This window comes from Azoarcus sp. TTM-91, from assembly GCF_012911025.1.
In the GTDB taxonomy this organism is placed as follows: Bacteria; Pseudomonadota; Gammaproteobacteria; order Burkholderiales; family Rhodocyclaceae; genus Azoarcus.
Map to the genome: position 1 here is coordinate 24196 of NZ_WUEI01000042.1, position 12885 is coordinate 37080.

The 12885-nt window shown below is 67.8% G+C and carries 14 protein-coding genes; 6 read left to right on the forward strand and 8 right to left on the reverse strand.

Annotated features, from left to right (window positions below; genetic code table 11):
• Positions 1–3: 3 nt before the first annotated feature.
• The 7 genes from rarD to GRF61_RS13040 all read right to left on the reverse strand — a co-directional run bounded on the left by rarD (position 4) and on the right by GRF61_RS13040 (position 4930).
• Positions 4–900 carry an EamA family transporter RarD gene (rarD, locus tag GRF61_RS24575; protein ID WP_211165933.1) on the reverse strand — a complete coding sequence of 299 codons (897 nt, stop codon included), beginning with the start codon at positions 898–900 and terminating at the stop codon, positions 4–6.
• 3 nt (positions 901–903) lie between these two features.
• On the reverse strand, positions 904–1740 hold the full coding sequence (locus tag GRF61_RS24580; RefSeq protein ID WP_211165934.1) for a methyltransferase domain-containing protein: 837 nt from the start codon (positions 1738–1740) through the stop codon (positions 904–906).
• 23 nt (positions 1741–1763) lie between these two features.
• The gene (locus GRF61_RS13020) at positions 1764–2330 is read right to left on the reverse strand and encodes a YqiA/YcfP family alpha/beta fold hydrolase (protein WP_169151079.1); all 567 of its coding nucleotides are present in this window, start codon (positions 2328–2330) and stop codon (positions 1764–1766) included.
• 115 nt (positions 2331–2445) lie between these two features.
• Positions 2446–3276 carry an undecaprenyl-diphosphate phosphatase gene (locus GRF61_RS13025; RefSeq protein ID WP_169151080.1) on the reverse strand — a complete coding sequence of 277 codons (831 nt, stop codon included), beginning with the start codon at positions 3274–3276 and terminating at the stop codon, positions 2446–2448.
• A 43-nt stretch (positions 3277–3319) separates the two neighbouring features.
• Entirely contained in the window at positions 3320–3619 is a 300-nt protein-coding gene (locus GRF61_RS13030) for a YkgJ family cysteine cluster protein (RefSeq protein ID WP_169151081.1), read from the reverse strand.
• Positions 3612–4139 carry a DUF2478 domain-containing protein gene (locus GRF61_RS13035; RefSeq protein ID WP_169151082.1) on the reverse strand — a complete coding sequence of 176 codons (528 nt, stop codon included), beginning with the start codon at positions 4137–4139 and terminating at the stop codon, positions 3612–3614. The genes GRF61_RS13030 and GRF61_RS13035 overlap by 8 nt, the downstream gene beginning before the upstream one ends.
• Positions 4140–4180: 41 nt before the next feature.
• Entirely contained in the window at positions 4181–4930 is a 750-nt protein-coding gene (locus GRF61_RS13040; protein WP_169151083.1) for a methyltransferase domain-containing protein, read from the reverse strand.
• A gap of 186 nt (positions 4931–5116) precedes the next feature.
• On the opposite strand from GRF61_RS13040, the gene hrpA reads away from it, so the two are divergent.
• Positions 5117–9205 (forward strand): ATP-dependent RNA helicase HrpA, encoded by a 4089-nt coding sequence (hrpA, locus tag GRF61_RS13045; RefSeq protein ID WP_169151088.1) that lies wholly within the window; start codon positions 5117–5119, stop codon positions 9203–9205.
• A gap of 27 nt (positions 9206–9232) precedes the next feature.
• Here the strand turns inward: hrpA and GRF61_RS13050 are convergent, their stop codons facing one another.
• A complete protein-coding gene (locus GRF61_RS13050) occupies positions 9233–9553 on the reverse strand; it encodes a hypothetical protein (RefSeq protein WP_169151084.1) in 321 nt (106 codons plus the stop codon).
• Positions 9554–9788: 235 nt separating this feature from the next.
• On the opposite strand from GRF61_RS13050, the gene rpsF reads away from it, so the two are divergent.
• The 5 genes from rpsF (at position 9789) to dnaB (ending at position 12747) form a co-directional block, all read left to right on the forward strand.
• Positions 9789–10178, forward strand: coding sequence for a 30S ribosomal protein S6 (gene rpsF, locus GRF61_RS13055; protein ID WP_133590269.1), 390 nt, complete (start codon positions 9789–9791; stop codon positions 10176–10178).
• A gap of 1 nt (position 10179) precedes the next feature.
• Positions 10180–10494, forward strand: coding sequence for a primosomal replication protein N (gene priB, locus GRF61_RS13060; RefSeq protein ID WP_169151085.1), 315 nt, complete (start codon positions 10180–10182; stop codon positions 10492–10494).
• Position 10495: 1 nt separating this feature from the next.
• Positions 10496–10771: a 30S ribosomal protein S18 gene (gene rpsR / locus GRF61_RS13065; protein WP_133590273.1), complete on the forward strand. Its 276-nt coding sequence runs from the start codon at positions 10496–10498 to the stop codon at positions 10769–10771.
• A 12-nt stretch (positions 10772–10783) separates the two neighbouring features.
• A complete protein-coding gene (gene rplI / locus GRF61_RS13070) occupies positions 10784–11236 on the forward strand; it encodes a 50S ribosomal protein L9 (RefSeq protein WP_169151086.1) in 453 nt (150 codons plus the stop codon).
• Between the two features lie 95 nt (positions 11237–11331).
• Positions 11332–12747, forward strand: a complete 1416-nt coding sequence (gene dnaB / locus GRF61_RS13075; RefSeq protein WP_169151087.1) for a replicative DNA helicase — start codon at positions 11332–11334, stop codon at positions 12745–12747.
• Positions 12748–12885: the final 138 nt, after the last annotated feature.

Genomic DNA, 12885 nt, shown 5'->3' on the forward strand with positions numbered 1-12885 from the left:
CGCTCAGGCCGGGCTGCGGGTGCGGCGCATCATGTCGGCCGAGTAAATCACGAGGGCGATCCAGATCAGCACGAAGCTCACCAGCCGGTCGCTGTCCAGCGGCTCGCGGAAGACGAAGATGGCGATGAGGAAGCCCAGCGTGGGTGCCAGGTACTGCAGGAAGCCGAGGGTGGACAGCGGCAGCCGGCGGGCGCCGATGGCGAACAGCATCAGCGGCACGGCGGTGATCACGCAGGAGAAGGGCAGCAGCAGCGTTGCCTGCAGCTCACCGCCCCAGGCGAGCAGGCCCTGCGCCGCCAGCCAGCCGATGTAGGCGGCGGCCACCGGCGCGGCGATCACCGTTTCCACGAACAGGCCACCGATGGCGTCCACCGGCGCACGTTTGCGCAGCAGACCGTAAGTGCCGAAGGTGGCGGCGAGGAAGAGCGCGATCCACGGTGCGCGGCCCAGCTGCCAGATCTGCCAGGCGACGCCGGCGCAGGCCAGCGCCACCGCCAGCTGCTGCGCCGGCCGCATGCGCTCGCCGAGGAAAAGGCGGCCGAACAGGATGTTCACCAGCGGCGTCATGAAGTAGCCGAGGATGGCTTCCACCAGCCGGTGAGCGTTGATCGCCCAGACGAAAAGCAGCCAGTTGCCGCTGGTGAGCAGGCTGGTGAGGGCGAGCAGGCCGAGCAGGCGGGGCTGGCGGCGGATGGCCCGCAGGCCAGCGAAACCGCCACTGCGCGGCAGCAGCGCGAGGAGGGCGGCCAGCAGCGCGACCGACCACAGGATGCGGTGGGCGACGATCTCGAACGGCGGCACGCTGTCCACCGCGCGGAAGTACAGCGGCGCCAGGCCCCAGATGACGAAGGCGCCCAGTGCCGCGAGTACGCCCTGGCGACGGGCGGCGTCCGTATTCATGGCTCAGGCGGGGCGGCGGGCGCTGGCGATCAGGGTGAGGGTGGAGAGGCGATAGCCGCCGTCCGCGTCCCGGTAGGTTTCCAGGGCGTCGGCGGTGGCGGCGCGCACCTTGGCCAGCCCTTCCGCCGGCACCCGCGACAAGGCTTCGGCGGCGCCGCCGGCGAGGCCGAGGAAGGCCTGCCAGTAGGCGTCGGCGTCATCGAAGCGGCAGTCGAATTCGCAGGGCTGGAGGCGGATGTCGTCGAAGCCGGCCTGGCTCAGCGTGGCTTCCAGCGCGCCAAGCTCGCCGTAGCGGCAGACCGAGGGGCGCGCTACCTTGGGCGGCGGCAGGCCACGGGCGATGCCGTCCAGCGCGCAGCCGATCAGCGGCACCCGGTCACGCGCGCCCCACACCGACAGCACGAAGCGGCCGCCCGGGCGCAGCACCCGGCGCACTTCCTTCAGCGCCTTGTCCGGCTGCGGGAATAAGAACAGCGCCAGGCCGGCGAGCACGCGGTCGAAGCGGCCGTCGGCGAGGCCGAGCTGCTCCGCATCGGCAACGGCGAACGCCGGGCGGGCGGAGCCGGCAATGCGGCGGCGGCCTTCGGCCATCATGCCTTCGGCGATGTCGGTGGCCAGCACCAGGCCGCCGGGTGCGACGCGCCGCGCCGCGGCGGCGGCGAGCAGCGCCGGGCCGCTGGCGAGATCCAGCACCTGCTGGCCGGGGGCGAGCCCGGCGGCGTCCACCAGGGCATCCGCCAGCCGGGCGCGCAGCGGGGCGCCGTCGGCATAGGCAGCGGCGATGCGGTTGAAGCCGGCACGTTCCTGCGCCTTGTAGCGCTGCGTATCCATCTGGCTCATCAGGCTGGGCGTTTCCTGCGGTTTCATGCCAGGCCGGCGAAGGCGACGATGTCGTCCAGGTAGTCGCCCCAGCGCGAGAAGCCGTGATCGCCGCCGGCCAGGATGGTCTGGCGGGCGCCGGCGTAGTAATCCACCGCATGGCGGTAGTCGAGCACCTCGTCGCCGGTCTCGGCCAGCAGCCAGTAGCGTTCCGGCTGGCTGATGGCGGCCACCTGCAGTGCGCGCAATTCGTCGATGTGACCGTGAGTGAAGACGAAGCTCTCGCCGGTGTAGAGGTTGGTCTGCGGGCCCAGGTAGGGTTCGAGCGACAGCGGCGCGACCACCGCCGGATTCACCACCGCGGCACGCAGCCGGTGGCGCTCCGCCAGCACGGTGGCGTAGAAGCCGCCCAAGGAGCTGCCGACCAGAGTGGGCGGCGTGGTGCTGGCTGCGACGGCCGACTCGATCAAGGCCACCGCGGCCGCTGGCGACACCGGCAGCTGCTCGCACCAGAGCTTGCCGCCCAGGCCGCGCGCCTGCATGTGCCGCGCCAGCGCCTGGGCCTTGAGGGAGGCGGGGGCGGAGCGGAAACCGTGCAGGTAGATGATCATGGTCGGGCCGGGCGGATGCGGAAGCGGCGAGTTTAGCCGCAAACGCCGCCCGGTCTGCCTTCGTGCGCCTGAGAGCCCGCCGCCGCCCGGCCTCGGCCGGCGGCGGGGACCGGGCTCAGAAGCTGGGTTCGCTCCAGTCCACCAGGCCGAACTGCCAACTCGCCAGCACGATCAGTCCGAACACGATGCGGTACCAGGCAAAGCCGATGAAAGTGTGGTTGGAGATGAAGCGGATGAAGGTCTTGACCGCCACCATCGCCGACAGGAAGGAGGCGACGAAGCCGATGGCGAACACCGGCAGGTCCTGGGCGTGCAGCAGGCCCCAGTTCTTGTACAGGTCGTACACCGTGGCGGCGAACATGGTCGGGATGGCGAGGAAGAAGGAGAACTCCGCCGCCGTCTTGCGCGACAGGCCAAAGATCAGCCCGCCCATGATGGTGGAGCCGGAGCGCGAGGTGCCGGGGATCATCGCCAGCGCCTGGGCGAAGCCGATTTTCACCGCGTCGGCCCAGCCCATTTCTTCCACCGTGTTGATGCGCGGCCGGTAGGCGCGCTTTTCCACGTACAGGATGATCAGGCCGCCGACCACCAGCGCGGTGGCCACCGTCAGCGGGTTGAACAGCACCGTCTTGATCACTGAATGGAACATCAGCCCCAGCACCGCCGCCGGCAGGAAGCCGAGGAAGAGCAGGCCGACGAAGCGTTGCGCCTCGCGTTCCCGCGGCAGGCCCACCGCCACCTTGATCAGGCGCTCGCGGTACTCCCAGCACACCGCGAGGATGGCGGCGAACTGGATGACGATCTTGAACACGGTGCTGGCTTCGTCGTTGTAGCCGAGCAGGTCGCCGACGATGATGAGGTGGCCGGTGGAGGAGATGGGAAGGAATTCGGTCAGGCCCTCGACGATGCCGAGGAGGAGTGCGGTGAGAAGCAGCTGAACATCCATGCGATCGGGCCCGGAAGTCGAAGGAGCGGCGATTATACGGGGGCTAACTGTTGCGCCGCAGCACGCTAATTTGTTGCGGTTTTGTAAGTCGTTCCAGGTCGCCTAGCCAGGCCATGGCCGCCTGGCGGTCCTCGCCGCACATCTCCGGCGAGGGCGGCAGGCTGCCGCAGACCGCCGGCCGGCGGGGATCGCCGAACAGCCGGCAGCGCAAGGCCTCGTCCAGCTGCACGCAGGGCACCCCGGCCGGCTTGCCCTGCGGCATGCCCGGTATCGGTGTCGAAATGGACGGTGCGATGCAGCAGGCGGCGCAGGCCTGGCGGCAGGCGCTGGCGCCCTCAGCCACGCGGCGGCAGCCCTGCCCACCAGGCCAGCACCGCCTCCAGCTTGGCGGGCAGCAGCTGGCCGGCGTTGCCGGTGAAGGCGCGCCAGTCGTCGAGGAAGCGCTCGCCGACGGCGGTGAGCAGCGGCACGCCGTTGCTGGCGGCGAGGCCGATCTCGGCGCGCAGGCCGGCGCCGAACACTTCCTGGCCGCCGAACTTGTTCACGATCAGCAGATCCACCCCGCGCTCCATCGCGCCGCGCAGTACTGCGCCGGCCTGGGCGAGGGCGGCGGTGTCCAGCCGGCAGGCTTCGGAGCCGCTGCCCAACTCCTGCGACAGGGCGAAGCGTTCGCCGCTCTCCAGGTCTTCCAGCGCCATGCCGCAGGGGTCGCCTGGCAGCCCGGGCACTTCGTGCTGCACCACGCCGCCGATGCGTACGCCGCGGGCGGAGAGCTGGCGGGCGGCTTCCGCCATCAGGGCATCCACGTCGATCTCAGGGTTATAGACGATGGCGGCAATCGGCAGGGCGGAGGTGGCGCTCATGATGGAAGGGGCGGGGCGGCGAGGGCGGAGGCGCGATTCTCTCATCCGCCGGCTTGGGCGCACAGCCCCGTGGCGGGCAGGTGCAGCAGGGCGATGTCCTGCCCGGCGAGCTGGAGCGCCAGCCCCCAGTGCCGGGCGATCCAGGCGAAGCTGCGGTCGGCGTAGAAGGCGATGTGGGTGGGGTCGCGGGAGTAATGCCAGCGGGCGAAGGCGGCTTCCATCTCAGCCTGGGCTGCGAGCCCGTCGCTGCGGCGGGTCATGACCGCCAGCCAGCCACCGGGCCTCAGCAAGGACAGCAGGCGCTGGATTTCGGTCGCGGGGGCGGAGAAGTGCTCGAACACTTCGGTGCTGGCGATGAAGTCGTACCTGCGGCTGAGCAAGGCGGGCTGATTGCGGTAGAGGGGATCGTAGTCGGCGCAGGCGTGGCCGGCGGCAGCGAACAGCCCGCTCAGCACCGGTCCCGGTCCGCAGCCGTAGTCCAGGCCGCTGGCGCCGGCGGGGAGATGAGGCCGCAGCGCCTCCACCAGCCGCGCCAGGAAGCGGCGATAGCCTTCGTCGGCGGGGTCGTTGCGGTGGCGGTCGTACTCCGACTTTTCGGCGGCGCGGTCGAGATGGAAGCGTGGCGGCACGAAGATCAGCGCGCAGTCCGGGCAGCGGTGGTAGTCCCGTGCCGGCTGGCCGCGACGGGTTTCGTGCAGCCAGAACGGCGCTTCGGCCTGGCCGCACAGCGGGCAGGGCTGGGGCGGCGCGATGGCGGACGCCGGCGGGAAAGGCGGAGCGGGGGCGGACATGGGGCGATGCTGCCTTGGCTTTGCCGCTGCCGTCCATATATGTAAGGTCGGGCCCCCGGGTGTCCCTGCGGCCCGCCCGCTGGGATAATGGCGCCCGCGCCGCCGGAAGACGGTGGTTTCGCGCCCTGCGGGGCAGGACATGAACGAGAGGATCGCCGCCCTGGGCGCGTGGTCGAGAGTGGAATGATGGAGCAGCAATCCGGCATCGGCGGCCCGCCCAGGGCCGCCGAGTCTTTTTCCGATACCTTCGCCGACTGCCTGAGCGCGGACCGCCCGCGGCTGCGGCGCTTGCGGCGCGACCTGCGCCACGCCAAGGGGGAACGCCGCGGCAGGCTGGAGGCGGACTTCGCCGCGCTGGCGGCGCGTTCCCGCGAGGCGCTGGCGCGGCGCGTGGCTGCGCTGCCGGTGCCCAGCTTTCCGGCCGAGCTGCCGGTTTCCGGCCGCCGCGAGGAGATCGCCGAGGCGCTGCAGCGCCACCAGGTCATCATCGTCTGCGGCGAAACCGGCTCCGGCAAGACCACCCAGTTGCCCAAGATCTGCCTGGGTCTGGGACGCGGCGCCGCCGGCCTCATCGGCCACACCCAGCCGCGCCGGCTGGCGGCGCGCGCCACCGCCAGCCGCATCGCGCAGGAACTGAACAGCGAGCTGGGCCGCACGGTGGGTTACAAGATCCGCTTCACCGATCGCCTGTCGGCCGACAGCAACATCAAGCTGATGACCGACGGCATCCTGCTCGCCGAGACCCAGACCGACCCGCTGCTTGCCGCCTATGACACCCTGATCATCGACGAGGCGCACGAGCGCAGCCTCAACATCGACTTCCTGCTCGGCTACCTGCGCACCTTGCTGCCGCGCCGGCCTGACCTCAAGGTGATCGTCACCTCGGCGACGCTGGATGCCGACCGTTTCGCCCGCCACTTCGCCGACCGCGACGGCAAGCCGGCGCCGGTGATCGAAGTCTCGGGCCGCCTCTACCCCATCGAGATGCGCTACCGCCCGGTGGAGGACGAAGAGGCGCCGCAGCCGGCGCGCAAGGACGGCCGCGAGACCAAGGCCGGCAAGGGGCGCGACCTCTACGATGCGTTGGTGGACGCGGTGGACGAAGCCCAGCGCAGCGGCCCGGGTGACGTGCTGGTGTTCCTGCCTGGCGAGCGCGAGATTCGCGAGGCGGCCGAGGCGCTGCGCAAGGCGCCGCATCTGCCGGGCACCGAGATCCTCACCCTGTTCGCCCGCCAGTCGGCGCAGGAGCAGGCGCGGGTGTTCTCGCCCGGAAAGGGCCGGCGGGTGGTGCTGGCCACCAACGTTGCCGAAACCTCGCTGACGGTGCCCGGCATCCGCTACGTGGTGGATACCGGCCTGGCGCGGGTCAAGCGCTACTCGCCGCGCAACAAGGTCGAGCAGCTGCAGGTGGAGAAGGTGGCCCAGTCCGCCGCCCGCCAGCGCGCGGGCCGCTGCGGCCGGGTCATGGACGGCGTCTGCTTCCGCCTCTACGCCGAGGACGACTTCAACCGCCGCCAGCCGCACACCGATCCGGAAATCCTGCGCTCCTCGCTGGCCGGCGTGATCCTGCGGATGAAGTCGCTGAAGCTGGGTGCGGTGGAGGACTTCCCCTTCATCGACCCGCCCGGCCCGCGCCTGATCGGCGATGGCTACCAGCTGCTGACCGAGCTGGGGGCGGTCACCGACGACGAGGCGCGCGAGCTGACGCCAGTAGGCGTCGAACTCGCCAAGCTGCCGCTGGACCCGAAGATAGGCCGCATGATCCTCGCTGCCCGCGACCGCGGCTGCCTGCGCGAGCTGCTGGTGATCGCCGCCGCGCTGTCGGTGCAGGACCCGCGCGAACGGCCGCAGGAAAACCCGGGCGCCGCCGACCAGGCGCACGCCAGGTTCCGCGGCGGCGAGCAGGATCAGCGCTCCGAGTTCCTCTGGTACCTGCATCTGTGGAAAGCCTGGGAGGAAGTGCTGAAGCATGAAACCGGCAACCAGCAGAAGCAGTGGTGTCGCAAGCACTACCTTTCCTATCTGCGCATGCGCGAATGGCGCGATGTGCATGGCCAGCTCCACGCCCTGTGCGCCGAGCACGGCTGGAAGGAAAACGAGCTGGCGGCCAACTACGAGAACATCCACAAGGCGCTGCTCACCGGCCTGCTCGGCCACGTCGGCTGCAAGATAGAGGATGCCAGCGGCCCGCAGGCCGGCAGCTACCTCGGCGCCCGCGGCATCAAGTTCTGGCCGCATCCCGGTTCCGCGCTGGCGAAGAAGGCGGGCAAGTGGATCGTCTGCGCCGAGCTGGTGGATACCTCCCGCCTGTTTGGCCGCTGCATCGCCCGCATCGAGCCGGAATGGCTGGAAGAGGTCGGCGGCCATCTGCTCAAGCGCCATGTGTTCGAGCCGCACTGGTCCAAGGCTGCCGGCAGCGTGCGCGCCTGGGAGCGCGGCACCCTGCACGGCCTGGTGCTGTACGCCCGCCGCGGCGTGGCTTACCGCGACATCGACGCCGCGCTGTGCCGCGAGCTGCTGATCCGTGAAGGGCTGGTGGCCGGCGAGATCGCCGACGGCCCGGCGCGCGGCATGGCCTTCCTCGCCCACAACCGCAAGCTGGTGGCGGAGATCGAGCGGCTGGAGCACAAGTCCCGCCGCCCAGACGTGCTGGTGGACGAAGCGCTGATCGAAGCTTTCTACGATGCCAAGCTGCCAGCCGACATCGTCGATCTGGCGAGCTTCGAGAGCTGGCGCAAGCCCGCCGAGAAGGCTGAGCCCAAGCTGCTCCACCTTTCCCGCGAACAGCTGATGCGGCACGAAGCCGAAGGCATCACCACCGAGCGTTTCCCGGCGCAGATGACGGTGCTGGGCCAGAAGCTGAAGCTGAGCTACCTGCACCAGCCCGGCGACGCGGACGACGGCGTGACCCTCGCCGTGCCGCTGGCCATGCTCAACCAGATTCCCGCCAACCGCTGCGAGTGGCTGGTGCCCGGCCTGCTGGAGGAAAAGGTGGCGGCGCTGATGAAGACGGTGCCGCAGAAGCATCGCCACCGGCTGCAGCCGATAGGCGAAAGCGCTGCCGCCTTCATGGCTGCTTTCGAGGCGGAGGAGTTCGATACCGACGAACCGCTGCTGCGCATGCTGCAGCGCTTCGTTGAAGACAGGGTTCAGCTGAAGCTGCCGCTGGAGAGCTTCCGCAGCGAGAACCTGAACCCGCACTGCTTCATGAATTTCCGCGTGATCGACGAGCACGGCCGGGTGCTGGGCCAGTCGCGCAATCTGGCAGAGCTGCGGGCACGCCACCGCGAGCAGGTGGCGGCGGGCTTTCGCGCGGCGCGCATCGAAGTACCGGCGGAGCAGCCCGAGGTGGCCGTCGTGCCGGCGCTTGCCGGCAAAACTGCTGCCGCGGCGCGTCCGTCCGGCCAGGGTGGTGCGGGTGCGCTCTCTGGCTTCACCGCCTGGAGCTTCGGTTCGCTGCCGGAGCTGCTGGAGATCAAGGTCGCCGGGCGGGACGTGATCGGCTTCCCGGCGCTGCATGATGACGGCGAAAGCGTTTCGCTACGCCCCTACGACACACCGGAAGAGGCGGCGCGGGTGCATCGCGGCGGCCTGGGCAGGCTGTTCCGGCTGGCGCTGAAGGATCAGGTGCGTGCCATCGAGCGCCTGCCGGGGCTGCGCGAACTGGCGCTGCAGTACATGGCTTTCGGTACCGAGGCGGACCTGAAGGCGAGGCTGGTGGATGCCACGCTGGCGCGCACCTGCCTGCTCGATCCGCTGCCGACGGACGCGGCATCCTTCGAGCGCCGCTGCGCCGAATCCAAGCCGCGCATCACGCTGATCGCCCAGGAGTTCGTGCGCCTGGCGGGGCAACTGGTAGTGGAGCACGCCGCGCTGCAGAAGCGGCTCGCCGGCCTGCGCGCCGCGCCAGAGTTGGCGGCCGACATGCAGGCGCAGCTGGCGGCGCTGATGCCCAAGGACTTCCTCGTCGCCTTCCCCTGGGAGCGGCTGGCCAATTTCCCCCGCTACCTGAAGGCCGCCGGCGTGCGCCTGGACAAGTTCCGCAACAATCCGGCCCGCGACTCGCAGGCCATGGCCGAGTGGCGAGGTCTGGCGCAGGTGTGGGAACGCGAACTGTTGGCCAAGCGCCGGGCTGGCGTCACCGACCCGCAGGTGGAGGATTTCCGCTGGCTCCTGGAGGAGCTGCGGGTGGGGCTTTACGCCCAGGAGCTGAAGACGCCGATGCCAGTGTCCGTCAAGCGTCTGCAGAAAATCTGGGAGAGCCGCCCGCGCTGATCGAAGCGCTGGCGGCCGCGTGTGCGCTCAGCGCAAGGGCAGTACCAGCGGCGGTAGATCGATGCCGATGACCACTGCCGGCGGCCTCGCATAGCCGTGGTAGGCCGGATAGCTCGGCGGCGCGCGGTGGTAGTGGCGATGCACGATGCGCTCTTCGTAATAGGGCCGCTCGCGCACGATGATGCGTTCCCGCACCACCGGCGGGTGGCCGTGATGGTGGTGGTGCTTATCCCAGCCGCGGCCGCCCTTGCGCCGGTCGTCGCCATGGGCCTCGGCCTCGGCGGCGGCGCCTATCAGGAGCCCGGAGCAGAGCAGGGCGGTGAAGAAGGTGCGTGTGGTGGTATCCATGTCGGTCTCGCTACGTTGCGCGGCTTTGGAACCGCTGAGCCGATGTTAGCCACGCGTCTGGCTGCGACGCCCCGCAGTATGTAAGCGCGCATTTGCCTAAAGTGAGAGTGGCAAGCCCCGGTTTGGGTGGGGCGGCTTTGATTCTTCAGCATTTCTTGCTACTATCGCCGGCTTCCCTTGCTCCACCGGTCTCGCATGCCGGGGGGCTGTTTCTCAATAACCGCAAGGAGTTTGCATGCGACATTACGAAATCGTGTTCATCGTCCATCCGGACCAGTCGGAACAGGTCCCGGCGATGATCGATCGTTACAAGTCGATCGTCACCGCCCGCAATGGACAGATCCACCGCCTGGAAGACTGGGGCCGCCGTCAGCTGGCCTACCCGATCCAGAAGGTGCACAAGGCTCACTACGTGCTCATGAACATCGAAACCGACGGCGAAACGCTGGCCGAGCTCGAGCACGCCTTCAAGTTCAACGACGCCGTGCTGCGCCACCTCATCATCAAGATGAAGAAGGCCGTCACCACCCCGTCGCCGATGATGAAGGAAGAGAAGGCCCGTTCCCTGACCCCGGCTTCCGCCGAGGACAAGCCGGCCGACGCTGCCGAGGCGCCGTCCGCCTGAGGTGAGTGAGTCGGGGCTGAATGAATTGCGCCTCGATGCGCGGCTGGCCGAGTTGCTGCCGTTGCGTCGGACGCCTGCAGGAATACCGGTCGCCAATTGCGTGCTGGTACATGAATCGAAGCAGATGGAAGCGGGCTTGCTCCGCGATGCCTCTGTGGAATTGCAGGCGGTGGCGATCGGCGATCTGGCCGGTCTCCTCGCAAACGCGGCCCCAGGCATGCGTGTAGCCGTTACCGGATTTCTTGCCGCAAAAAGCATGCGTAGCCGGACTCCGGTGCTGCACCTGAACAAGATCGAATTTCTGGAAGGAAACTGAAATGGCTTTCAAGCCCAAGTCCAAGTTCAAGAAGAAGGATGACCGCGGTGGCCGCGGTCTGTTCAAGCGTCGCAAGTTCTGCCGCTTCACCGCGGAGAAGGTCGAAGAAGTCGACTACAAGGATGTCGACGTGCTGAAGGACTTCATCACCGAGAACGCCAAGATCATGCCGGCGCGCATCACCGGCACCAAGGCTGGCTACCAGCGCCAGCTGTCCGTGGCCGTGAAGCGCGCCCGCTTCCTCGCCCTGATGCCTTACACCGACCTGCACCAGTAAGAGGAACCAGACATGCAGATCATTCTTCTCGAAAAGGTCGTGAATCTCGGCAGCCTGGGCGACGTGGTCAAGGTCAAGGACGGCTACGCCCGTAACTACCTGATCCCCCAGGGCAAGGCCAAGCGCGCCACTGAAAGCAACCTGGCCGAGTTCGAAGCCCGCCGCGTCGAGCTCGAGCGCCTGCAAGCCGACAAGCTGGCTTCCGCTCAGGAACTGGCCGGCAAGCTGGAAGGCCTGATGGTGCAGATCACCCGCAAGGCTGGCATGGACGGCCGTCTGTTCGGCTCCGTGACCAATGCCGATGTGGCCGAAGCGCTGGCCGCCCAAGGCTTCGAGATCGAGCGCTCCTCGATCCGCATGCCCGACGGCCCGCTGAAGCAGATGGGCGACGCCCAGCTGGAAGTTGCGCTGCACTCCGACGTGATCGTCACCGTGATCGTGTCGGTGCTGGGCGACCAGCAGTAATACCGCAGGCCGTCAGGCCAGTGAAAGAAGGGGCTGCTGCGGCAGCCCCTTTTTTGTTTTTACAATCTCCGCAATTCCTCCAGCAGGCTGCACCGATGGCAAGCTCCCGCAAGTTCTCCGATAAGTTCTCCGATTCCGATCCCCAGCTGGCATCCATCAAGCTGCCGCCGCATTCGCTGGAGGCGGAGCAGTCGCTGATCGGCGGCATCCTGCTCGACAACCAGGCCTGGGAGCGGATCGCCGACCTCGCGAGCGAGGCGGACTTTTACCGTGACGATCATCGACGCATCTTCAAGCAGATATCCAAGCTGATCGACCTCGGCAAGCCTGCCGATGTGGTAACCGTGTTCGAGTCGCTGGAGAAGAGCGGCGAGGCGGAGCAGGCGGGTGGTCTGGCCTATCTGGCCGAAATCGCCAACAACACGCCGTCTGCGGCGAACATCCGGCGCTATGCGGAAATCGTTCGCGAGCGGGCCATCCTGCGCAAGCTTGTTGCGGTGGGGGACGAGATTGCGTCCAGCGCACTCAGCCCATCCGGCAAGGATGCCAAAGCGTTGCTGGATGAAGCGGAGGCCAAGGTCTTCGAAATTGCCGAGGCGGGCGCACGCCACACCACTGGATTCATGTCCATCCAGCCCATCCTGAAGCAGGTGGTGGATCGGGTGCAGGAGCTCTATGACCGCGACAGCCCGTCGGAGATCACCGGTATTCCCTCTGGCTTTACGGATCTGGACTCCAAGACGGCGGGTTTGCAGCCGTCAGACATGCTGATCGTCGCCGGCCGTCCGGCAATGGGCAAGACCACGTTCGCGCTGAACGTGGCCGAACACGTTGCCGTAGAGGCGCGTTTGCCGGTGGCCATCTTCTCGATGGAAATGCCGGGAACCCAGTTGGCCACCCGTTTCATATCCTCGGTCGGCCGTATCGACATGCAGAAGATCAAGAGCGGTCGCCTGACCGACGATGACTGGCAGCGCCTGACGGTGGCGATGGGGAAGCTTTACGACGCGCCGCTGTTCATTGATGAAACGCCGGGCTTGAATCCGATCGACTTGCGCGCCCGGGCGAGACGCTTGGCACGGCAGTGCGGACGGCTGGGCCTGATCGTCATCGACTATCTGCAACTGATGACCGGCAGCAAGGACAGCGACAACCGGGCGGCGGAACTGTCGGAAATCTCCCGCTCGGTGAAGTCGCTGGCCAAAGAGCTGCATGTGCCTATCATCGCGCTCTCGCAGTTGAACCGAAGCCTGGAGCAGCGTCCCAACAAACGCCCGGTGATGTCCGACCTTCGCGAGTCGGGCGCTATCGAGCAGGACGCCGATATCATCATGTTCATATACCGGGACGAGGTCTATAACCCCGACTCTCCCGACAAAGGCACGGCAGAACTGATCATTGGTAAGCACCGTAACGGCCCGACCGGAACCGTGCGCATGACCTTCCTTGGCCAGTACACCCGCTTCGAGAACTTTGCAGGCGGACCCGGCTTCTATGGCCCGGACGAATAAAGTTGGTTTTGAGGGTTGACGTTATGTGAGCGGTGTCTATAATGCGCACCTCTTCAGCGCTGCAGCGAAATGCGGCGGGGCTGAAGGGCTTGGGAAGCAAGGCGTTCTGCGGTTTTTAAGTGAAAAATAAAAAACGCA